The sequence below is a fragment of the Thermoanaerobacterium butyriciformans genome, assembly GCF_017874545.1.
Classification (GTDB): Bacteria; Bacillota; Thermoanaerobacteria; order Thermoanaerobacterales; family Thermoanaerobacteraceae; genus Thermoanaerobacterium; species Thermoanaerobacterium butyriciformans.
In genome coordinates this window covers 1-22,030 of the sequence record NZ_JAGGLT010000010.1, presented here as the reverse complement: position 1 = coordinate 22,030, position 22,030 = coordinate 1, and the positions used below count along the sequence as shown (strand labels likewise).

General features: G+C 36.3%; 24 protein-coding genes. All 24 read left to right on the top strand.

What is annotated here, in order from left to right; all coding sequences use genetic code 11:
• The first annotated feature begins 233 nt into the window (after nucleotides 1-233).
• Nucleotides 234-1,706 carry an N-acetylmuramoyl-L-alanine amidase gene (locus J2Z80_RS05445; RefSeq protein WP_432422707.1) on the top strand — a complete coding sequence of 491 codons (1,473 nt, stop codon included), beginning with the start codon at nucleotides 234-236 and terminating at the stop codon, nucleotides 1,704-1,706.
• A gap of 280 nt (nucleotides 1,707-1,986) precedes the next feature.
• Entirely contained in the window at nucleotides 1,987-2,346 is a 360-nt protein-coding gene (locus J2Z80_RS05440) for a response regulator (RefSeq protein ID WP_349292581.1), read from the top strand.
• 73 nt (nucleotides 2,347-2,419) lie between these two features.
• The gene (locus J2Z80_RS05435) at nucleotides 2,420-3,271 is read left to right on the top strand and encodes a class II fructose-1,6-bisphosphate aldolase (protein WP_209453482.1); all 852 of its coding nucleotides are present in this window, start codon (nucleotides 2,420-2,422) and stop codon (nucleotides 3,269-3,271) included.
• Between the two features lie 67 nt (nucleotides 3,272-3,338).
• Nucleotides 3,339-3,986: a fructose-6-phosphate aldolase gene (gene fsa, locus J2Z80_RS05430; protein WP_013298953.1), complete on the top strand. Its 648-nt coding sequence runs from the start codon at nucleotides 3,339-3,341 to the stop codon at nucleotides 3,984-3,986.
• Nucleotides 3,987-4,337: 351 nt separating this feature from the next.
• A complete protein-coding gene (gene rho / locus J2Z80_RS05425; RefSeq protein WP_209453481.1) occupies nucleotides 4,338-6,239 on the top strand; it encodes a transcription termination factor Rho in 1,902 nt (633 codons plus the stop codon).
• A 63-nt stretch (nucleotides 6,240-6,302) separates the two neighbouring features.
• Nucleotides 6,303-6,512: a 50S ribosomal protein L31 gene (gene rpmE, locus J2Z80_RS05420; protein WP_209453480.1), complete on the top strand. Its 210-nt coding sequence runs from the start codon at nucleotides 6,303-6,305 to the stop codon at nucleotides 6,510-6,512.
• Between the two features lie 87 nt (nucleotides 6,513-6,599).
• Complete coding sequence (locus tag J2Z80_RS05415) at nucleotides 6,600-7,181, top strand: thymidine kinase (protein WP_209453535.1); 582 nt, start codon at nucleotides 6,600-6,602, stop codon at nucleotides 7,179-7,181.
• A 24-nt stretch (nucleotides 7,182-7,205) separates the two neighbouring features.
• On the top strand, nucleotides 7,206-8,132 hold the full coding sequence (locus tag J2Z80_RS05410; protein ID WP_209453479.1) for a DUF1385 domain-containing protein: 927 nt from the start codon (nucleotides 7,206-7,208) through the stop codon (nucleotides 8,130-8,132).
• Nucleotides 8,119-8,952, top strand: coding sequence for a peptide chain release factor N(5)-glutamine methyltransferase (prmC, locus tag J2Z80_RS05405; protein ID WP_209453478.1), 834 nt, complete (start codon nucleotides 8,119-8,121; stop codon nucleotides 8,950-8,952). The genes J2Z80_RS05410 and prmC overlap by 14 nt, the downstream gene beginning before the upstream one ends.
• A gap of 60 nt (nucleotides 8,953-9,012) precedes the next feature.
• Nucleotides 9,013-10,074 (top strand): peptide chain release factor 1, encoded by a 1,062-nt coding sequence (prfA, locus tag J2Z80_RS05400; protein WP_209453477.1) that lies wholly within the window; start codon nucleotides 9,013-9,015, stop codon nucleotides 10,072-10,074.
• A 343-nt stretch (nucleotides 10,075-10,417) separates the two neighbouring features.
• Nucleotides 10,418-11,137: a ZIP family metal transporter gene (locus J2Z80_RS05395; RefSeq protein ID WP_150201477.1), complete on the top strand. Its 720-nt coding sequence runs from the start codon at nucleotides 10,418-10,420 to the stop codon at nucleotides 11,135-11,137.
• Nucleotides 11,138-11,160: 23 nt separating this feature from the next.
• Nucleotides 11,161-12,210, top strand: a complete 1,050-nt coding sequence (locus J2Z80_RS05390) for an L-threonylcarbamoyladenylate synthase (protein WP_209453476.1) — start codon at nucleotides 11,161-11,163, stop codon at nucleotides 12,208-12,210.
• A gap of 16 nt (nucleotides 12,211-12,226) precedes the next feature.
• A complete protein-coding gene (locus J2Z80_RS05385) occupies nucleotides 12,227-12,667 on the top strand; it encodes a low molecular weight protein arginine phosphatase (RefSeq protein WP_209453475.1) in 441 nt (146 codons plus the stop codon).
• Nucleotides 12,668-12,681: 14 nt separating this feature from the next.
• Nucleotides 12,682-13,128, top strand: a complete 447-nt coding sequence (gene rpiB / locus J2Z80_RS05380) for a ribose 5-phosphate isomerase B (RefSeq protein ID WP_245301164.1) — start codon at nucleotides 12,682-12,684, stop codon at nucleotides 13,126-13,128.
• Nucleotides 13,129-13,144: 16 nt separating this feature from the next.
• Entirely contained in the window at nucleotides 13,145-13,777 is a 633-nt protein-coding gene (gene upp, locus J2Z80_RS05375; RefSeq protein ID WP_209453474.1) for a uracil phosphoribosyltransferase, read from the top strand.
• A 13-nt stretch (nucleotides 13,778-13,790) separates the two neighbouring features.
• Entirely contained in the window at nucleotides 13,791-14,234 is a 444-nt protein-coding gene (locus J2Z80_RS05370; protein ID WP_209453473.1) for a deoxycytidylate deaminase, read from the top strand.
• 71 nt (nucleotides 14,235-14,305) lie between these two features.
• Nucleotides 14,306-15,340, top strand: coding sequence for an MraY family glycosyltransferase (locus J2Z80_RS05365; RefSeq protein ID WP_209453472.1), 1,035 nt, complete (start codon nucleotides 14,306-14,308; stop codon nucleotides 15,338-15,340).
• An 18-nt stretch (nucleotides 15,341-15,358) separates the two neighbouring features.
• Complete coding sequence (gene wecB, locus J2Z80_RS05360; protein WP_209453471.1) at nucleotides 15,359-16,522, top strand: non-hydrolyzing UDP-N-acetylglucosamine 2-epimerase; 1,164 nt, start codon at nucleotides 15,359-15,361, stop codon at nucleotides 16,520-16,522.
• Between the two features lie 146 nt (nucleotides 16,523-16,668).
• Nucleotides 16,669-17,421, top strand: a complete 753-nt coding sequence (locus J2Z80_RS05355; protein WP_209453470.1) for a YwmB family TATA-box binding protein — start codon at nucleotides 16,669-16,671, stop codon at nucleotides 17,419-17,421.
• 9 nt (nucleotides 17,422-17,430) lie between these two features.
• Nucleotides 17,431-18,684 (top strand): UDP-N-acetylglucosamine 1-carboxyvinyltransferase, encoded by a 1,254-nt coding sequence (murA, locus tag J2Z80_RS05350; RefSeq protein WP_209453469.1) that lies wholly within the window; start codon nucleotides 17,431-17,433, stop codon nucleotides 18,682-18,684.
• 256 nt (nucleotides 18,685-18,940) lie between these two features.
• Nucleotides 18,941-19,759 (top strand): 5'-methylthioadenosine/S-adenosylhomocysteine nucleosidase family protein, encoded by an 819-nt coding sequence (locus J2Z80_RS05345; protein ID WP_209453468.1) that lies wholly within the window; start codon nucleotides 18,941-18,943, stop codon nucleotides 19,757-19,759.
• Between the two features lie 154 nt (nucleotides 19,760-19,913).
• Nucleotides 19,914-21,308, top strand: coding sequence for a dipeptidase PepV (gene pepV / locus J2Z80_RS05340; protein ID WP_209453467.1), 1,395 nt, complete (start codon nucleotides 19,914-19,916; stop codon nucleotides 21,306-21,308).
• Between the two features lie 119 nt (nucleotides 21,309-21,427).
• Nucleotides 21,428-21,652, top strand: coding sequence for a DUF1659 domain-containing protein (locus tag J2Z80_RS05335; protein WP_209453466.1), 225 nt, complete (start codon nucleotides 21,428-21,430; stop codon nucleotides 21,650-21,652).
• 37 nt (nucleotides 21,653-21,689) lie between these two features.
• Entirely contained in the window at nucleotides 21,690-21,908 is a 219-nt protein-coding gene (locus tag J2Z80_RS05330) for a DUF2922 domain-containing protein (RefSeq protein WP_209453465.1), read from the top strand.
• The last annotated feature ends 122 nt before the right edge of the window (nucleotides 21,909-22,030 follow it).

Sequence of the window (22,030 nt, the reverse complement as noted above, 5' to 3'; positions counted from 1 at the left end):
TTTATAATTTTTTATGATGCTAAAAAATTTATCAACGCTTTATATCATAAATTTATTCTGCTTGTTAGACAAGACATCATGTGCTGTTAGGCTTTTGCTTTTGTTCATAGTAGCGAAAAATGTCGATAAATTACTATATATAAAAAGCTTATAAATTTAAATCTAATCAATAAGTTAATAAATTGTAATGTTTTTGTAACTTATATGTAATAAAACTAAACTATTATATATGTATGTTTAAAAATAGTAAAATTTTGTTGAAAGGGGGTAGAGCATTGAAAAAAGTCGCAACGTTTTTTGTTCTTCTGATTCTATTGTCTGTATTTTATGTATCTGCATATGCGTATAAGGAAAATATTATCGTTGATGGCAAAGTAGTAAATTACAATGTACCTGATATCACTATAACTGTAGATGGGAATAAATTTGATACAGGCAACAATCCACCCCTTATATTGGATGGAAATACAATTGTGCCATTAAGATCAATTGGGCAGGGATTAGGTGCCAGCGTTAACTGGGATGGTTTGACCCAGACTATAACTGTTACGAAAGGGAAAGTTTTCAAATTTTTTATAGGGAAAAATTATGCGACTGTAGATGGCAATAAGGTTCAACTTCCAGCACCTGCAAGGCTTATAAACAATAATACATCTTATGTTCCTATGCGATTTTTGTTTGAAAGCTTAGGCTATGATGTAAAGTGGATAGGAGATAAATACTTGATACAAGTCACATCGAAGGTGTCAGTTCCGTCTACATCCAGTAATGTAAATATTACGGATTTCAGTTCTTCTTATGCAAATGGAATTTACACAATAACTGTAAAAGCAGATGGACCATTGACGTACAAGCAGGGTACGATAAATGATAGCTCTGGTGTAAGAGTCTATTTTGACTTTAGCAATGCTATAAATGCTGTTACAAATAAGCAAATATCTATAAGTCAAGGTGGCCTTAATATGGCCTATATAGGGCAAAATCAGCTTCAACCTGCCATCACAAGGCTTGTTATAAGCATGACTACCAGTCTGCCATATACGATTACGCAATCACAAGATAAAAAAGAATTTGATATATCATTTAACATTGGAAATAATAGTTCCAGCTCTAATAACGGACCTTTAATCTATATTGATCCCGGTCATGGAGGCTCTGATCCAGGAGCTATTGGCGTTGGTGGAATACATGAAGCAAACATAGCTCTTGCAATTGGATTAAAGTTAAAGACGCTTCTTGACAATGGTGGATTTCGGACTATGATATCTAGGACTACTGATACGTACGTAGGACTTTATGATAGGCCAGATCAAGCGAATAATGCAGGTGCAGATGCATTTGTAAGTATTCACTGCGATGCCTTTGATTCATCCTCTGCAAACGGAACGACAGTCCTCTACTACCCGAATGGATATAATGGCGATACGCGAGATGACAAGACATTTGCGCAAATCATACACGATAATTTGATGAAAGAAATAAATACAACAGATAGAGGTTTATCTGAAAGACCTAATTTGGTAGTTTTAAATCAGACTAAGATGGTAGCAGTTTTGGTAGAAACAGGATTTGTCACAAGCCCTACAGACGCTCAGCTTTTAACAGATGATAATTTTCAATGGAAAATTGCACAGGGCATTTACAATGGCTTAGTTCAATATTTTACGGAGCTTAAGAATGGAACAATAAAGTCAACTATTTCATAATGACACATATTGACAAATAAAATAAAAATGATATTTAAGCGCATTTATAAAACAAGGACAAATTAATATGGGATAATAATATCGCCCTTGTTTTATTTTTAAACCTTTTTCAAGAAGATGTTATGTTTTACTATGCACTATTGTGTAATTTTTTTCAAATAAAAAAAGGAATATTTAGATTTATGTAGAATATATATATTTGTGTGTGTAAAAGGGAAAAGCGTTTGAACAAATTGCTAGTTTTATTGCCCTTAGAAGTTAGTAATGAGGAAGGGCGTGTGTGAAATTGGGGAGGATTTTGATTGTTGATGACAACAAAGGTGTGTGCTCACTGCTAAAAGAAATTTTTACAATGGAAGGTCATTATGCCAAGACATGCAATGAAATTGAAAAAGTTCATGAGAAACTGGAAAATTTCCAGCCGGATTTAAGCATTTTTGACATACATATTGGTAAATGCGATGTTTTGGAATTTTCAAAAAGCCTAAAGAGGTTGTACCCACAGATGGAAATCATTTTCATGTCAGCAGATGACCCTGATGAATGTTTTAAAGGGCAAAAGTTTATAAAAAAACCTTTTGACATTTTTAAAGTCATGAAATACATAAATAAAATTTTAAATGATAGATTGGCAGTGTAAAGGTACTTTATAGTACCTTTTTTTCTTGATTTATATACGTTATTTGGTTAAAATATATTAAGGAGGTGTTATGATGTTAGTAACAGGTATAGAATTATTAAAAAAGGCCAATGAAGAAGGCTATGCAGTAGGTGCTTTTAATACTAGTAATCTTGAAATAACCCAAGCCATTGTAGAGGCTGCAGAAGAGATGAAATCTCCTGCCATAATTCAGGTTAGTGAAGGCGGTTTAAAATATGCTGGCATAGAGACAATTTCTGCAATCGTAAGAACACTGGCAACTAAAGCATCAGTTCCCATCGCATTACATTTAGATCATGGTACAGATTTTAACAACGTCATGAAGTGCTTGAGAAATGGCTGGACTTCAGTCATGATGGATGCATCTAAGTTACCCCTTGAGAAAAATATAGAAGTGACAAAAAACGTTGTAACGATAGCTCATGGCATGGGTGTTTCTGTAGAGGCTGAGATAGGTAAGATTGGCGGTACAGAAGACAACGTAACTGTTGATGAAAGGGAAGCATCTATGACGGATCCAGATGAAGCGTACAGATTTGCGAAAGAGACGGGTGTTGACTACCTGGCAATATCTATCGGTACAGCTCATGGCCCATACAAAGGGGAGCCTAAGCTTGACTTTGACAGGCTTAAAAAGATAAAAGAGATGTTAAAGATGCCTATTGTACTTCATGGTGCATCAGGAGTTCCAGAAGCTGACATAAGGAAGGCTGTAAGTTTAGGCGTAAATAAAATCAACATAGATACTGATTTGAGACAAGCTTTTGCTGCAAGGTTGAGAGAACTTTTAAAAGAAGATGGAGAAGTCTACGATCCAAGAAAGATTTTAGGTCCATGTAAAGAAGCGATGAAAGAAGTTGTTAAGAATAAGATGAGGATGTTTGGCTCAGAAGGAAGAGCTTAAGTTTTAGATGCATAAGGGACGGTTTTCGCCCCTATGGGATGAATATGTGATGGAGGAGATGTGCAATATGAAGTTTTTTATTGACACTGCCAATGTCGATGAGATAAGAGAGGCAAATGAGCTTGGGGTTATATGTGGCGTTACAACTAATCCTTCCCTCATAGCAAAGGAAGGCAGAGACTTCATAGAAGTTGTGAAAGAAATCACGACAATTGTAGATGGTCCTATAAGCGCAGAGGTTGTGTCGGAAGATCATGACGGAATGGTAAAGGAAGCATTAGAGCTTGCCAAAATACACAAGAATATCGTAATAAAGATACCTATGACAGCAGAAGGACTAAAAGCTGTTAAGATACTTACAGAAAAAGGCGTAAAGACAAATGTGACACTTATATTCTCGGCAACTCAGGCACTTTTAGCAGCAAGAGCCGGAGCTACATACGTCAGCCCGTTTGTTGGAAGACTTGACGACATCTCAACTGATGGCTTGCAACTTGTATCAGATATAGTACAAATTTTTGATATATATGGAATTGAAACAGAGGTAATCGCTGCAAGCATAAGACACCCAATGCATGTCTTAGAAGCGGCAAAAGTAGGAGCACATATTGCAACAGTTCCATATAAGGTAATCATGCAGATGATAAAACATCCATTGACAGATATAGGCATTGAGAGATTCTTAAAGGATTGGGAGACAGTTCCAAAGAAATAAAGGTGAGTCAGGGGATTTTTCCTCTGACTTTTTTTTATATAATTTAAGAAAAAAATCACAAATGCTGAATATTTTTATTAAATGTGTCGATAATATTAACAGGATGTTAAAAAATTATTAAAATTACACTATGTTACTTGACTTTTTTAAAAGGTATAATAAAATATAAATAGTGTATAACGTTTCATGGGCTCAGGAATACATCATTGATTATTTACAAATATTAAAAAACCGTGTATTCTAAGACCAATCTTAAACAAATTCTTTTTATTAAAAATATTGGTTTATAAATTTTTTAATAAAATCCCATTTTAAAAATAAATAATTATTACGTTCAGGAGGTGCCTTTTTTTGGATTTTAATGATTTAGAAGGGAAATCCCTTGCGGAGCTTAGGGAGATTGCAAAAAGATACGGGATAAAAAGTATTACTAAGTACAGAAAGCAACAGTTAAAGGAGCTTATTGTAGAAAAGTCAAAACAGATTGAGCTTGTTGAAAAAATTGATAAAGAAAATGAAGCCGAAGAGTTGCACTTAGATGAAGTGGCTGATGAAAAACTTAAAGATGAAAAAGGTGAATCATCAAGTTTAAGAGTTGCTGAAAAAGCGATTGAATCCGAAGTATCAGATAATGAAAGCGATGAAAATGGTGAAGAAAATCTGATAAGTGTTACTGAGGCAAAAAGTGACAATACCTTAGAAGAAGAAAGCAAAGGCGCTTCAGAAGATACAAATGAAGCGAATGAAAAAAGTGATTTAGAAGAAAAAAAGAAAGAGAAAAAGACCATTGGAAAGATAAGCATACCTGTTGAAGAACTGGAAAAGTCGGATGCAGATTATGAAGAGCTTAGAAGAAAACTAAAGATGCGATTGAGAAGTAAAGAAAATATTACAGAAACTGTTCAGGAAGCGAAAGAGGACATTGATGAGGCGATAAAGGTTAAGCATGAAAATGAAGCCGTTGAAGATGAAGAAAATGTGGCTGAAGATTTAGTAGAAGAAGACGTACAAGAGGAAAAAGAGGTTGAAGATAAAGAAAAAGAGACAAAAAAAGGCCACAGCATATTTATAAAAGAAGGCCTCCCTCTTATAAGCGATGTATCTGAGCCTTTAAAAGAACTTATAGAGACGCAGGGAGACGTGGTGGCTGAAGGCGTCCTTGATATAATGCCTGATGGATATGGATTTTTAAGAGTTGAGAATTTTATACAGGGCAATAAAGATATTTATATATCACAATCACAGATTAGGCGTTTTGGGCTTAAAGTCGGTGATAAAGTAAAAGGAATTACAAGGATTCCAAGAGAAGGGGAAAAGTATTCTGCAATTCTATATGTGGAGTCGATAAATGGTGAGAGTCCAGATCTTGCAAAGAAGAGAATCCCATTCGACGAGCTTACACCTATTTTCCCGGATGAAAAATTAAGACTTGAAACGATTCCAACAGAACTTGCCATGAGGCTTGTGGATATTATTGCGCCTATTGGGAAAGGTCAAAGGGGAATGATAGTTGCTCCGCCAAAGGCCGGAAAGACAACTCTATTGAAGAAAATAGCCAATAGCATATCTATAAATCATCCTGAAGTTCATTTGATTGTACTTCTAATTGATGAAAGACCAGAAGAAGTTACAGACATGAAAAGATCTATAAAAGGTGAAGTTGTTTACTCTACTTTTGATGAACTTCCAGAGCATCATACAAAAGTGGCAGAGATGGTGTTGGAATATGCAAAAAGACTGGTAGAATACGGCAAAGATGTTGTCATTCTCATGGACAGCATAACAAGGCTTGCAAGGGCATACAATCTTGTTACACCACCATCTGGAAGGACTCTGTCTGGTGGTCTTGATCCGTCAGCACTTCACCCACCTAAGAGATTTTTTGGTGCCGCCAGAAATATTGAGGAGGGTGGAAGTTTGACTATTCTTGCAACTGCACTTATTGAGACAGGAAGCCGCATGGATGATGTCATATTTGAAGAGTTTAAAGGGACAGGCAATATGGAGCTTCATCTTGATAGAAAATTACAGGAAAGGCGTATATTCCCTGCAATTGATATATACAAATCAGGCACAAGAAAAGAAGAGCTGCTACTTTCACAGAAAGAGCTGGAAGCAATGTGGATGATAAGGAAAGCCATGAGCAGTATAGCACCTAATGAAGTGACTGAGGTATTGATAGATAGGCTTATGAGGACAAGGACAAATGCAGAGTTTATAGAGGCCATAAGATCCCAACTTTATAAATCTTGATATTATATATTATGTATGTTATAATCATTTAAGTGCAATTTCGGTTTGAAAGAGGTGAAGGCGATGAAAGAAGGAATACATCCAACTTATTATCATGATGCAGTTGTAAGGTGTGCATGTGGAAATACATTTGTGACAGGTTCTACAAAGAAAGAACTTAGAGTTGAAATATGCTCAAAGTGCCATCCACTTTTTACTGGACAGCAAAAGTTAGTTGATACAGGTGGCAGAGTGGAAAGATTTAAGAAAAAATACAATCTGGATGCAAAATAACAAACTGGTTAGAGTTGTTGCTCTAACCTTTTATTGTATGGAACGCACTTTTTTGTTGTTTTAAACTATTTATCTAAGAGGTGGATTATAATGTACGGTCCTAAAGACCATGGATATATAGAGGTTGTTACAGGTCCGATGTTCAGTGGAAAAAGTGAAGAACTGATTCGAAGGATAAAAAGAGCTAAGATTGCTAAACAAAAAGTCCAAGTCTTTAAACCTGCCATAGATGACAGATATTCCATAGATAAAGTTGTTTCGCATAATGGCGATAATATGCATGCTATATCCATTGTAAAAGCATCTGAGATATTGACTTATGCTGAAGAAGATACGGATGTATTTGCGATAGATGAAGTTCAATTTTTAGATTACGAGATAGTTGACATTGTAAAGGAAATAGCAGACAGCGGCAAAAGGGTAATCTGTGCGGGGCTTGACATGGATTTTAGAGGTGAGCCTTTTGGACCAACACCGGAATTGATGGCTATTGCAGAATTCGTTGACAAGCTTACCGCAATATGCATGAAGTGTGGCAATCCAGCTACCCGTACACAAAGGCTTATAAATGGTAAGCCTGCCAATTACGATGATCCCATAATAATGGTTGGAGCAAAGGAATCATACGAAGCAAGGTGCAGAAAGTGCCATGAAGTTCCTCGAACTTAAGCAGATTTTTAAGGAGGTGTAGGGATGAAAAAAACTGATATAGGCGGTCAAGCAGTAATAGAAGGCGTGATGATGAGAGGACATAATAGTATTGCGACGGCCGTAAGATGTGGAAATGACATAATTGTAAAAAAAGACATGACAAAGCCTTTGACAAAGAGGTACAAGATTTTATCTGTACCGTTTATAAGAGGTACTGTAGCACTTATAGATTCTTTAATTATAGGAATTAAAACATTAACTTATTCTGCAGAACTAGTAGAAGGTGAAAGTGAAGAAGAGCCATCTAAGTTTGAACTTTTTTTAAAAAGGGTTTTTGGCGATAAACTTGATGACGTAATCATGTATTTTTCTGTGGCTTTGTCGCTGGCCATATCTGTAATCATATTTTTTATTGGTCCAACATATGTGGCAGGTTTTTTAAAACGGTATACTGAAAATACGTTTTTGATAAATTTATTAGAAGGTGTATTGAGAGTTGCCATATTTATTGCATATCTCGTGCTGATATCTCGTATGGAAGACATAAGAAGGGTTTTTGAATACCATGGCGCAGAGCACAAGACGATACATTGTTTTGAGCACGAAGAGGAACTTACTGTTGAAAATGCTAGAAAGTATACGACACTTCATCCCAGATGTGGCACTAATTTTTTGTTTATAGTTATGATAGTTTCAATTATCGTATTTTCATTTTTGAGATGGCCTACACTTTATATAAGGATAATATCTAGAATACTATTACTACCTGTCGTTGCTGGCATATCATATGAAGTTATAAAAATAGCAGGACGCAGCGACAATAAAATTATTGCAGCATTAGTATATCCAGGCTTGCTTCTCCAGAAACTTACGACGAAAGAGCCTGATGACAGCCAGTTGGAGGTTGCAATTGCATCTTTAAAAAGCGTCCTTGAAGATGAGGGAGGAAAAGCTTTTGAAGATATTTGATGCAGTAAATTTTGGCACAAAATATTTAAAGGTCCATGTGTCAGAGCCGCGGTTGGAGGCGGAAGGACTTTTATCGTTTACATTAGAAGTTAGTAAGGAATATTTACTGATAAACAGGGATAAGGAAATAACAGATGATAGTTTTAATAAGTACATGGAATTTTTAGATTTGAGAAAAAGTGGCATGCCTTATCAGTATATAGTGGGAGAAAAGCACTTTATGGGGCTTATATTTAATGTAAGCCCTTCAGTTTTGATACCGCGCAATGACACGGAAATTCTTGTTGAGGAAGTCTTAAAGAGACTTAAAAGTGGAGATGTTGTTTTAGATATAGGGACAGGAAGTGGTGCCATTGCAGTAAGCATAGCAAAGTACAAAGATGTAAAAGTCTATGCTGTGGATATTAGCGATGAGGCTTTAGAAGTTGCAAAAGAAAATGCTTGCGAAAATGGCGTTTCTGATAAAGTTATATTTATAAAAAGCGATTTATTTTCTTCAATACCAAAAGATATAAAATTTGATTTAATTGTATCCAATCCCCCTTATATAAGAAGTAATGAAATAAATGAATTGCAGGAGGAAGTAAAAAGGGAGCCTAAAATTGCCCTTGATGGAGGCGAAGATGGGCTTGCCTTTTACAGAAAGATTGTGAAAGATTCAGTAAATTATATAAAATTTGGTGGCATTATAGCATTTGAAGTGGGATTTGATCAAGCATGGGATGTTAAAGATATTCTTGTTGATGGTGGTTATTCCGATATTGAAGTGGTGAAGGACTTGCAGGGAATCGATAGGGTAATTTTGGGAAAACGGTTGTAACTGCTTTGATACTTTTAAAAATTAAATTAATATGGTATAATCAGCATTTGAGGTGAGATGATGATAGATAAACTTAAGACAATTGAAAATAGATACGTAGAGCTTAGCCAGAAATTAAGCGACCCGGAAGCCATGAAGGATATGGACGAATGGAAAAAGATGGCAAAAGAGCATGCCAGTATTGAGGAGATTGTGCAAAAATACCGTGAGTATAAAAAAGTATTAGATGATATAAAATCTACAAAAGAGATAATTGAGATGGATGATGATCTTAAAGATATGGCTCAGGAAGAGCTTAAGAGCCTTGAAGAGAAAGAGAACAAGTTGTTAAATGAGATAAAGCTTTTGCTGCTTCCTAAAGATCCAAATGATGAAAAAGATGTCATAATGGAAATAAGGGCAGGGGCTGGTGGCGAAGAAGCTGCGCTTTTTGCCTACGATCTTTTTAGAATGTACACAATGTACGCTGAGAAAAAGCATTGGAAGTACGAGATAATGAGCTCCAATGCGACAGAGCTTGGTGGATTTAAGGAAGTCATATTTAGCATAGCTGGTAAAGGTGCATATAGCAGACTTAAATTTGAAAGTGGTGTTCATCGCGTACAGAGGATTCCTACTACAGAAGCAGGTGGAAGGATTCACACATCAACGGCCACTGTTGCAGTGTTGCCGGAAGTAGAAGATGTAGATGTAGAGATAAACCCAAATGACATAAAGATAGATGTATTTAGGTCAGGAGGTCATGGCGGGCAAAGTGTCAATACGACTGACTCAGCAGTGAGGCTTACGCATATTCCAACAGGTATTGTTATATCATGTCAAGATGAAAGATCTCAGCTTCAAAACAGGGAAAGGGCTATGAAGATATTGAGGGCTAAGCTTTATGAGATGGCGCGGGAAGAAAAAGAAAGAGAAATCTCTATGACTAGAAAGCTGCAGGTAGGTACAGGAGATAGAAGCGAAAGAATCAGAACGTATAATTTTCCACAAGGCAGAGTTACAGACCACAGGATTGGGCTTACTCTTTATAAATTACAGATGGTGTTGGATGGCGATTTGGATGAGATAATTGATGCACTTTTGGCAGAAGATCAGGCAGAAAGGCTTGAAAGCATGCAGTAAGGCTTTAAACAAGCCTTTTTTTATTATGCTGATTTTCCACTTTAAATTGAAATATTTTTATGTAGAATGAATAAAAAATAGTACAATCCTGCTATTTAGATAACTTATATATTTTTTTAAATTATTAAACTTTTTTAACTTGACCCATTTTGGTTTCTCATTTATAATGATAAAAACACTTTAATGATTTACATTATGAAATTATAAATATTGCCCCCCAGCTGTCCTCATTGAGGACGCTTTTCTACCCGGATGGACCTCCTACCATCCGGGTAGATTTTATTTTGCCTCATATCATATTATTCTTATTTGCAGAATAAATTTTAAAAGATGAGGTGATATTGTGAATAATTTTTATATTGTGTTGATGGGATTTTTTATCGGCATAATAGGTACAGGCACTGGGGGTGCAATTACATATCTTTACAGGAAACCTACAAATAGATTTTTAAGCACGATACTGGGCTTTGCAGGTGGAATTATGCTATCTGTGGTAACTTTTGATTTGCTTCCACATGCATTTGAAATCGGTGGGCTAAATGTGGGTATGCTGGGACTTATAGCTGGAGTGTTGATTGTTGTATTTTTCGAAGATATCCTGCCGGAGAAGGGCAAGAGAAATAACTATTTAAAAGAAGGAATAATCATGGGTTTTGCCATTGCAATACACAATTTTCCAGAAGGGCTAGCTGTTGGTTCAGGATTCATGTCATCCAGCTCATTTGGATTAAGTATTGCACTTGTTATTGCCTTACATGACATACCTGAAGGGATTGCCATGTCTACACCTTTATCTATTGGAGGTGTCACGCCTTTTAAAAATATGCTTTATGCTATTTTAGCTGGTATACCGACAGGCTTAGGTACTATTGCAGGTGTTTACATGGGAGAAGTGTCTCCTTTTTTCATAGCCCTTAATTTAGGGATTGCAGGAGGGGCTATGCTTTATGTAACATGTGGCGAAATGATACCTGAATCGCGAGATTTATATAGAGGAAGGATTTCTGTTTTTGGAATGATTGCAGGAATTATTAGTGGTATAATAATTACTAGAGTTTTATGAAATGATTGAAAGGGTTGTGATAAATGACAAAGGTAGTTAAGCTTGATAGGGAAAATCCTGATATAGGATTGATAGACGAAGCTGCAAATATACTTATAAGTGGAGGCCTTGTGGCTTTTCCTACAGAGACGGTTTACGGCATTGGAGCAAATTCGCTAAATCCAGATGCAGTTGCAAAAATTTTTATCGCCAAGGGAAGACCGCAAGACAATCCACTTATTTTGCATATTGCAGAGTTTCAGGATCTTTTTAAATACGCAAAAAATGTACCTGACAATGCTTTAAAGATGATGGAGATGTTTTGGCCAGGGCCCCTTACTATGATATTTAAGAAATCTGATATAGTTCCGCCAATAAATACTGCTGGGATGGATACTGTAGCAATAAGAATGCCGTCAAATACCATAGCACATACGCTAATAAAAAGGGCTGGCATACCAGTATCGGCTCCAAGTGCCAATCTGTCTGGAAAACCAAGCCCAACTGATGCTTCACATGTTATAAATGACCTTTATGGTAGAGTTGATATGATAATAGATGGTGGAAGCTGCGATGTTGGTGTGGAGTCTACTGTTGTAGATATGACGGCAGAGATTCCAATCATATTAAGGCCAGGTGGAATAACGAAAGAGATGATAATGAATGCTATAGGTCATGTTGAGGTAGACCCCATAGTATATAAAAAACCTGCAAAAGATCTAAGGCCAAAAGCTCCTGGCATGAAGTATAAACACTATTCGCCTGATGCGGAGGTTTATATAGTCAAGGGAAAACTAGGGGATGTTATAAAAAAAATACAAGAGTTGACAGAATTTCAATTGAATAATGGTAAAAAAGTTGGTATAATGGCAACAGAGCAAACATACGAAAAATATCGAAATGGGGTAGTTTTGTTAGTTGGAGACAGAGAAAGACCTGAGACGATAGCTAAAAATCTGTTTGGGTGCCTTAGAGAATTCGACAAAAAAGGTGTTGACGTAGTTTATGCGGAAGGATTTGGCTACGATGAAATTGGACTGGCTATTATGAATAGGCTTGAAAAAGCTGCAGGATATAAGGAAATCATTGCATAAGGAGCAAATAGTTAATATGAAGGTATTATTTGTCTGTACTGGAAATACATGCAGAAGCAGCATGGCGGAAGGGATATTTAACCACATCGCTAAAGAAAAAGGCATAGAACATGTAGCGGAGTCTGCAGGAATTATGACTTATGATGGATTGCCTGCTACAGATGAAGCAATCCAGGTTTTAAAAGAGGAATACAATATAGACATATCAAATCACAGATCTCGCAGTATCAAAAGAGAATATTTGGAAAATGCTGATTTTGTGTTTTCTATGACTGACATGCAGAGAGAATCTCTTATTACAAAATATCCAGAATTTGCAGACAAGATTTTTACGTTAAATGAATTTGCAGATCTTAAAGGTGACATAGATGACCCATTTGGCCGAGGAAAAGATGTATACAAGAAAACGGCTGAAGATATATATGAAGCTATCATGCGCATAATTGAAAAATTGTAGAAAGGAGCATTTTAATGATTGCAATAGGTTCTGATCACGGTGGATATGAGCTTAAAGAAGCTATTAAGAAGCACTTAGATGAGAAAGGAATTGAATACAAAGATTTTGGTACATTTAGCGAGGAATCAGTAGATTATCCTGATTACGCATTAAAAGTAGCGGAGGCAGTAGCCAGTGGCCAGTTTGAAAAAGGTATACTTTTGTGTGGAACTGGTGTGGGCATTTCAATTGCTGCCAATAAGGTGCCTGGAATCAGAGCAGCTCACGTATCTGATGCATTTTCAGCAAGGTACTCAAAAGAGCACAATAATGCAAATGTGCTTTGCATGGGGGGAAGAGTTGTAGGACCAGGTCTTGCAGCTATTTTAGTTGATGAATGGCTTAATGCGGAATTTCAAGGTGGAAGACATCAAAAAAGACTTGATAAGATTACAGAAATTGAAAAGAAGTATTCAAGATAACATAGGAGGTAAGTAAATGTATAAAAATGTTTATGTTCTAGATCACCCACTTATACAGCACAAAATCAGCTTGATAAGAGATGAGAATACTGGTTCAAAAGAGTTCAGAGAGCTTGTGGAAGAGATATCTATGCTTATGGCATATGAAGTAACAAGAGATCTTCCGCTTGAAGAGATAGAAGTAAAGACTCCTATTGCTGTGGCGAAGACTAAAGTCATCGCTGGTAAAAAGCTAGGTATAGTGCCTATCTTAAGGGCTGGACTTGGAATGGTAGATGGTATGCTGAAGCTTATACCAGCAGCAAAGGTAGGGCATATAGGTTTATACAGGGATCCTGAGACATTGAAACCTGTAGAATACTATTGTAAACTGCCATCAGACATAAATGAGAGAGATTTAATAGTTGTTGATCCTATGCTGGCAACAGGTGGTTCTGCATGTGCTGCTATACACTTTTTGAAAGAGAGAGGCGCACAAAGCATAAAACTTGTTAATCTGATTGCAGCACCAGAAGGAATAGAAGCAGTTCACAAAGATCATCCCGATATACCTATTTATGTTGCTTGCATCGACGAAAGGTTAAATGAGCACGGCTATATAGTACCGGGCCTTGGAGATGCAGGGGACAGGCTTTTCGGGACGAAGTAAGAGGAATGTAATGATGAGGCCTTCATGGGATGAGTACTTTATGATGGTGGTGGATGTCGTAAAGACCCGTTCTACCTGCTTGAGAAGACAGGTAGGTGCCGTCATCGTCAAGGACAAGCATATCATATCGACGGGATACAATGGTGCACCAACAAGGCTTAAACACTGTGAAGAAGTTGGCTGCATGAGAGAAAATCTAAATATACCATCAGGTGAAAGACATGAGCTGTGCAGGGGAACCCACGCTGAGCAGAATGCCATAATACAGGCAGCATTAAATGGTGTCAGCACTAAAGATGCTACAATTTATGTAAGTGCAAGTCCTTGCTCTATGTGTGCTAAGATGATTATAAATGCAGGAATAAAAAGGGTTGTTTATGAAGGGGACTACCCTGATAAGCTATCTTTTGAGTATTTTAAAGAAGCCTCTATTGAAGTGGTAAAAATAGATAGATAAGATGTAGTTGACAATAAGGTCAATTGTGGCATATTATATAAATATGTATAAACATTCAGGGGAGTGTTAAAATGGGAATATACATCTTGTCGTTTGTGGTGGCTTTTGTGGTTGCACTTATGGCTACACCGGCGGCAAAGAAATTGGCTTACAAGATTGGAGCCATTGATATACCAAAGGATAAAAGGCGTGTTCATAAGAAGCCAGTACCACTTATCGGCGGATTAGCCATTTACCTTGGCACAATTCTTAGCATACTTTTATTTCTGCCAAAATCCCAGACTAATCTTGGAATAATTGTAGGAAGTACAATTATAGTTGTACTTGGAATATTTGACGATAAATATGAATTAAAGGCGAGAGTGAAACTTTTAGGACAGCTTGTAGCATCATTGGTAGTTGTCCTAAGTGGTGTTAGAATTGATTGGTTAACGAATCCATTTGGAGATGGCATGATAAACATAGGAGTTTTTGCAATACCACTCAGTGTATTTTGGATAGTAGGCATTACGAATGCTATGAATCTAATTGACGGGCTTGATGGACTTGCTGCAGGAATAGCATCCATATCATCTGGATCCCTATTTGTAGTATCTCTTTTAAACGGACGATATGCTACAGCACTTATTACTGTTGCTGTAACAGGTGCTGCACTTGGATTCTTACCGTACAATTTTAATCCTGCGAAGATATTTATGGGCGATACAGGTGCCATGTTTTTAGGCTTTATTTTATCGGCAGTATCTATTCAAGGTGCTGTAAAATCTGCTGCGGCTATAGCAATTGCTGTGCCGATTTTGGCTTTAGGAGTTCCTGTGTTTGATACAGCATTTGCGATAATAAGACGTATAGCAAATAAAAAGCCTATTATGGAGGCAGATAAAGGACATCTGCACCACAGGCTTTTAGCATTGGGTCTTTCGCAGAGACAGGCAGTTTTTGTCATGTATGGTGTAAGTTTGTTCTTAGGTTTAAGCGCGATACTTATATCCTCCACAAATGGTGCAAAAGGCTATATAATATTGATTATCGCAATTTTAGCAATTTTATGGGGAGCAGATAAAATGGGATTGTATGGACATAAGGCGAAAAATATGAATGTGTAAATATAAGGAGCTGAAGACATGCTAAAAGTTATGCCGATTTTTGGTACAAGACCAGAAGCAATAAAAATGGCACCACTTGTAAAAGAGTTGGAAAGTGCCAGCGATATAGAAACGGTAGTTTGTGTTACAGCTCAGCACCGGGACATGCTGGATCAGGTGCTGAGGCTTTTTAATATTAAATCTAAGTACGATCTTGATGTAATGAAGAAAAATCAATCACTGTCTGCTATAACGTCATCTGTCTTAAAAGGACTTGACGAAGTTTTAGAAAAGGAAAAACCTGATTTAATTCTCGTACATGGTGATACAACTACAACTTTTGTTTCTGCCTTGTCGGCTTTTTACAAGAGGATAAAGGTAGGCCATGTAGAGGCCGGATTAAGGTCTCACGATAAATGGTTTCCATATCCTGAGGAGATGAATAGAAAGCTTACAGGAGTTCTTACGGATATACATTTTGCACCCACACAGACGGCAAAGGACAATTTATTAAGAGAAGGTGTATGTGAAAAAGACATTTTCGTAACTGGAAATACAGTCATAGATGCAATGAAATATACTGTTAAAGATAATTATGTATTTCGGGATGACAGATTAAACAATATAGACTATGAAAATAAAAGAGTAGTTGTTGTAACGGCTCATAGGAGAGAGAACTGGGGTGAACCTATAGAGAGTATATGCAATGCATTAAGAAAGATTGCGGTGGATTTTAAAGATACGTATATAATATATCCAGTCCACAAAAATCCTATCGTAAGAGATGCTGTTTTTAGTATTCTTGATGATATTGAAAATGTATTGCTGCTTAATCCAATTGACACAGATGAAATGCACAATCTCTTAAAAAGGTGTTACATGGTTATGACAGATTCAGGAGGGCTTCAGGAAGAAGTGCCATCATTAGGTAAGCCTGTCTTGGTTCTAAGGGATGTGACAGAAAGGCCTGAAGCAGTTGAAGCAGGTACCGTAAAGATAATAGGGACGGATTTTGATAGAGTGTACAGTGAAGCAAAACTTCTACTTACAGATAAAAATGAATACGACAGGATGGCAAATGCAGTAAACCCATATGGTGATGGCAATGCATCAAAGCGCATTGTAAGCGCTATAAAATATGTATTTGGCATGATGGATGAAAAGCCGGATGAATTTAAAGGCAGCAGGACGATCCTAAATTAAGGATAGTCCTATTTTTTATGTATAAATACATTAAAATTGTCAATAATTATATTAGGTTGGGCGGAACATATGGTGAATTTATTATCCCCCTTGTGAATTTACCGTATGATACCGCCCACTTTTATTTCGATTATGGAGGAATGAATATGTTTAATAAGTTATCATTGATTGTTGTAACAACATTAATCGTGTTTGTCATGCTAAATTCTCAAATGGATGCTTTTTCAGCAAAAAGCAATGATATTGTTGTTTTGGAAAATAGCTTTGAAAAAAGTGGAGCATCTTATGAATATTCCAACATTAATGCATGGTCAAAGTTGAATTCAAAATTTACGTCTATAAGTGAAATGAATATGATTGTAGAAAAAATTATAAAATCAATGGAAATTGACGATAAAAAAGTAAAAGTGTCAAAATTAGATCAAGCTAATTTTAGACAATGTGATGCAGAATATGATGAAGGCAATAAAAAAATATCAATTGTGGTACAAAGCGTCAAAAATGATGTGGCAGATGAAACATATATTTTGATAGATGAATATTTGCTGAAAGGCAATAAGGACGTGATTGGTGAAAACGAAAAAATAAAAAAAGCCTATTCCAAATTAAGCCTTACCCCAGAAATTGCTACATGCCTTGTAGGTGCATACAAAGGACAGTTGAATAAGGACAAAATAAGTAGTATATTAGAAGAAGTGATGAAAGACACGAACGCTGTCAAAGTGGAAGGTTTAAACGATGAAAATTTAGTCAGTATTTCTGCTCACACAAATAAAATTAAGGAATATATTGAGATGGGAAGTGAAAAAATAAATTTAAACGTAGCATTAAGATACAGCAGTTTCGATGACAAAACTTATATCTGGATTGCGACACCAATAATAGCAATAGAATATTAACATTAGAGGGTGGTATACACGAAAATCATTGTTGAGAATAGTCCTGCATTAAGAGGTACAGTAAAGATAAGTGGCGCGAAAAATTCTGTTTTGCCAATCATTGCAGCATCACTATTGTCATATGGAGAAGTGCTTATAGACGATGTACCAGAGCTTAAAGATGTAAATGTCATGATAGAACTTATAAAATTTCTTGGTGCCAATTGTACCTTTAAGGACGGAAAATTAAAGATAAATGTTAATTTAAAAGATGTGGAGGCACCTTATGATCTAGTAAAAAAGATGAGAGCATCTTTTCTTGTGATGGGGCCCATCCTAGCAAGACTAGGCCGCGCAAAGATATCACTGCCTGGTGGATGTGCAATAGGGACAAGGCCGATTGATTTACATTTGAAAGGGTTTCAGACTCTTGGGGCGGAGATAGATATAGGGCATGGATATGTAGAGGCAAGGGCCAAAAAGCTTGTAGGTAAAAAGGTATATTTAGATTTTCCCAGCGTTGGCGCCACTGAAAATATCATGATGGCTGCTGTATTTGCTGATGGTATTACGACGATAGAAAATGCAGCAGAAGAGCCTGAGGTAGTAGACCTTGCCAATTTCTTAAATAAGATGGGAGCAAATATAAAAGGTGCTGGTACAGATACAATAAGGATTGAAGGTGTAAAAGAACTAAAAGGAACAGAACATACGGTTATACCTGACAGGATCGAAGCTGGTACGTATATGGTTGCATCTGCCATGACTGGTGGTGATGTACTTATAGAAAATGTCATAGTAGATCATATAAAACCTATTATTGCTAAACTAACTGAATGCGGTATTGATGTATTTGAGGAAGGTACAGGTGTGAGAGTTAAAGGAAATAGGAATTATAAGGCTGTTGATGTGAAGACGCTTCCATATCCAGGATTTCCAACAGATATGCAAGCGCAGATGATGGCAATGATGGCTGGAGCGAAAGGGACTAGTGTAATTATAGAGACAGTCTTTGAAAATAGATTTATGCATGTGGACGAATTAAAGAGGATGGGTGCAGACATAAAGATTGAAGGAAGAACTGCAGTAGTAACAGGAATCGATCATTTGTCAGGGGCGGAGGTTAAAGCTACAGATCTAAGAGCTGGAGCTGCACTGATTTTGGCAGGACTCATAGCAGAAGGAAAGACGATTATTAATGATGTGCATCATATAGATAGAGGTTATGTAAATATAGAGGAAAAGCTAAAAAATCTAGGTGCAATTATATATAGAGTTGATTAAAGCGTAGTGTACTTATGTACGCTTTCTTTTTTTAAGGGAGGCATTGTATTTGGAAACAATACAAACTTTACATTTGCAGAAAAAGAAAAAGACGGGAATGCACCTCCCGCCTTTTTCATTACCATTGACACCTGACTTTTATTGCTTCTATATTTAATAGTATGAAATAAAAATTTATTTGTGTAGGCTTGGTAAAAGAATTATAATATTATAAGCATTTTTCCATGAATCTGACAAAAAAAGGAGATTAGAAATCATGGTTTACATATCTGTATCTATGTATGTGGAGGCAAAGCCTATTATAGAATATTATGGCTTAAAAAAAGACATGTATGATAGATTTTATCAAATTTTTAAAAGCGATAATACGACATTAATAATAACCGGTGTTGGAAAAATCGCCTGTGCTGCAGCTACGTCTCATATTTTATCCAAAAATCTTCTTTTTGATGAGGATATTGTAATAAACATAGGTATATGTGGTGCAAAAGATGATGTAGAAATTGGCACTCCATATCTTATAAATAAGATAAAGGACGCTTCTACAGGAAAAGATTACTATACAGATGTACTGCTGAAACACGAATTTTATGAGAATTCTATTGAAACTTTTGATAAACCAGTAGAAGATGTGAGTGAGTTAGAAGAAGCTTTGTGTGATATGGAATCCAGCGGTTTTTACCTTTCAGCATCGAAGTACGTAGAACAGCACAGGATATTTTTGATTAAGTTAGTTTCTGACAGGATAGGTGTTGATATTGTTGATAAAAATGTGGTTTCATCCATTATTGAGAAAAATTTAGATAAAATCGATGTGTTCATAAAAAGGGCTCAAGACTTTATGAAAAACGAAAATGAGATATTTAAAAGAGATGAATTGGGCTTGATAGACGAAATATCTTATAATTTGAAGCTTACAAAAAGCCAGAGAGAAATGCTGTATAAAGCCTGCCTTCATTATAAAGTTAGGACTGGCAAAGATATTTTATTTTTAAAGGATAGTGTTGTGGGTACTGTTAATAATAAAAAAGAAAGAGGAAAATACTTTGAACAAATTATTGCATATTTACATTAACATATTATAAAAATGAACTTTTTTGAGGTAGTAAATTGTCATTACAATAGGAAGCTCATTCCTCTTTAGAAGGGCGAATGCTGTCTTTATTGCTTTATTTCACTATAAAAAGAGACTATAATGGTATTATAATATTGTGGTAGGAGGGCTTTTTATGATATTAGATCAGTATGTAGATATTTTAAAGGATGAGTTGGTGAAGTCTACACAGGAGATTATTAAAATAAAGAGCACTGAAGGGGAGCCGAAGCCTGGTATGCCGTATGGGGAAGGACCAGGAAAAGCTTTAGAAAAAGCTCTCATGATTGCCGATAGCCTTGGATTTAAGACAAAAAATGTCGATGGATATGTGGGCTATGCTGAGCACGGCGAAGGAGATGATATGGTAGGTGTTCTTGGACATTTAGATGTTGTTCCGGAAGGTGATGGATGGGATTATCCTCCATATGGTGCTGAAATACACGATGGGAAAATATACGGCAGGGGTGCGATAGATGATAAAGGCCCAATTATGGCTTCTCTTTATGCTTTAAAGGCGATTAAAGATTCAGGTCTTAAATTAAGTAAGAGAGTAAGGATATTGTTTGGCACAAATGAAGAAACGGGTTCAAAAGAGATAGAATACTATCTAAAGCATGATGAAGCACCTACAATAGGTTTTACTCCAGATGCAAATTATCCAGTTATATACGCAGAAAAGGGTATAACTATGTTTGAGGTCGTAAAAGATTTTCTAAAAAAGAATGATGATATTGTTATAAAGTACATAAAAGGCGGCAACAGGCCAAACATGGTCCCTGATTATTGTGAATGTGCAATAATTGTCAAAGATGAAAAACGAAGAGTAAGTATCCCAGATGAAGTAAAAAGATTTAGAGATGTGACAGGCTTTGATTTAGATTGCGGTATTGAAAATGACATGCTTGTCATCAAATCTCGCGGAGTGTCTGCACATGGAAGTCTTCCTCATCTTGGCAAGAATGCCATAATGCAGCTTATATTGTTTTTAAATGTTATCTATCAGCAAAAGGATGATGTGAAGAAATTCATAGATTTTTTTGCGAAAAATGTGGGGCTTGAAACAAATGGCAAGACATTTGGAGTAAATTTGAAAGATGATACAGGAGAGATTTCGTTTAATGTCGGCACAATTAATTTAAATGAGGAGAAAGGCGCCATCGGACTAAATATAAGGTATCCGGTTACATTTAAATATGAAGACTTGATGAATCCATTTAATGAGAAAATAGGAGAATATGGTATTAAAGTCGAGAATATGATGCATCAGCCGCCACTTTATTTTCCAAAGGACCATTTTCTCATAAAAACTCTTATGAAGGTTTATGAAGATGTGACAGGAAGGAAAGATGAGCCTCTTTCAATAGGTGGTGGAACGTATGCGAAAGAAATGAAAAATATGGTGGCTTTTGGACCGATTTTCCCAGGGAAACCTGATCTTGATCATCAAGCAAATGAGTACATTGAAATAGATGATCTCATTTTAAATGCAAAGATATATGCCCGTGCCATATATGAGCTGGCGAAATAGGGGATATCACTTAAAAAGCAGGATTTTATCTTTTAAGATAATTTCCTGCTTTTTTTATGGGTAAGATTTTTGATTTTTTTCTATATTATAAGTGTAAAAATTAAAAAGGAGGTGTCAAGATGGCTGTTATATCAACTCCGCAGGGCTCAAGGCTTTCAATATCATACATTACTGGGAAAGACGAAAGAGGTGTTGACATCGTAAGAAGCAGGACTTACAACAATATCAAAAGTTCTGCTTTGGATCAGGATGTCATGGACGTAGCTGTAATTTTAAGTGGACTTCAAACATATCCTGTAAAATCTGTGACACGCATAAATCAAGTTGATCTAGCACAGGAGTAATAATCTAAACTAATTGGCAAAGAAAGGAGGTTTTAGTGTGGCAGTTCAACTTCAGATGAATTTTAAAAATAAGCTTGGCAGCAATTTTAGAATCAATGTAGATAATGCCCTTGAAACATTGACAGATGATCAAGTAAAAACAGCGATGGATACTATAATCTCAAAAAACATATTTGACACAAACGGCGGTGAGCTGGTAGAAGCAGTTAGTGCCAGCCTTATATCCACAACAGAAAAAGAATTTACAGTCAAGTAAGATGGCGGGGGCATCCCCGCTTTCAGTATTGTGCGCCCGGCATGGGCGATAACTAGGCGGTGAAAGTCCGCTGTGGGCTTGGTAGTGGGAACCACTAGCTGAACCGCAAGGGTGTCCATCGC

What these genes read in the sequence shown, in the direction of transcription:
- prfA (WP_209453477.1), top strand. Translation starts at nt 9,013, where the DNA reads ATGATAGATAAACTTAAGACAATTGAAAATAGATACGTAGAGCTTAGC.
- rpiB (WP_245301164.1), top strand. Translation starts at nt 12,682, where the DNA reads ATGATTGCAATAGGTTCTGATCACGGTGGATATGAGCTTAAAGAAGCT.
- J2Z80_RS05445 (WP_432422707.1), top strand. Translation starts at nt 234, where the DNA reads ATGTTTAAAAATAGTAAAATTTTGTTGAAAGGGGGTAGAGCATTGAAA.
- upp (WP_209453474.1), top strand. Translation starts at nt 13,145, where the DNA reads ATGTATAAAAATGTTTATGTTCTAGATCACCCACTTATACAGCACAAA.
- J2Z80_RS05390 (WP_209453476.1), top strand. Translation starts at nt 11,161, where the DNA reads ATGACAAAGGTAGTTAAGCTTGATAGGGAAAATCCTGATATAGGATTG.
- wecB (WP_209453471.1), top strand. Translation starts at nt 15,359, where the DNA reads ATGCTAAAAGTTATGCCGATTTTTGGTACAAGACCAGAAGCAATAAAA.
- J2Z80_RS05335 (WP_209453466.1), top strand. Translation starts at nt 21,428, where the DNA reads ATGGCTGTTATATCAACTCCGCAGGGCTCAAGGCTTTCAATATCATAC.
- J2Z80_RS05385 (WP_209453475.1), top strand. Translation starts at nt 12,227, where the DNA reads ATGAAGGTATTATTTGTCTGTACTGGAAATACATGCAGAAGCAGCATG.
- J2Z80_RS05435 (WP_209453482.1), top strand. Translation starts at nt 2,420, where the DNA reads ATGTTAGTAACAGGTATAGAATTATTAAAAAAGGCCAATGAAGAAGGC.
- J2Z80_RS05370 (WP_209453473.1), top strand. Translation starts at nt 13,791, where the DNA reads ATGAGGCCTTCATGGGATGAGTACTTTATGATGGTGGTGGATGTCGTA.
- pepV (WP_209453467.1), top strand. Translation starts at nt 19,914, where the DNA reads ATGATATTAGATCAGTATGTAGATATTTTAAAGGATGAGTTGGTGAAG.
- fsa (WP_013298953.1), top strand. Translation starts at nt 3,339, where the DNA reads ATGAAGTTTTTTATTGACACTGCCAATGTCGATGAGATAAGAGAGGCA.
- J2Z80_RS05345 (WP_209453468.1), top strand. Translation starts at nt 18,941, where the DNA reads ATGGTTTACATATCTGTATCTATGTATGTGGAGGCAAAGCCTATTATA.
- J2Z80_RS05355 (WP_209453470.1), top strand. Translation starts at nt 16,669, where the DNA reads ATGTTTAATAAGTTATCATTGATTGTTGTAACAACATTAATCGTGTTT.
- J2Z80_RS05410 (WP_209453479.1), top strand. Translation starts at nt 7,206, where the DNA reads ATGAAAAAAACTGATATAGGCGGTCAAGCAGTAATAGAAGGCGTGATG.
- J2Z80_RS05365 (WP_209453472.1), top strand. Translation starts at nt 14,306, where the DNA reads ATGGGAATATACATCTTGTCGTTTGTGGTGGCTTTTGTGGTTGCACTT.
- rpmE (WP_209453480.1), top strand. Translation starts at nt 6,303, where the DNA reads ATGAAAGAAGGAATACATCCAACTTATTATCATGATGCAGTTGTAAGG.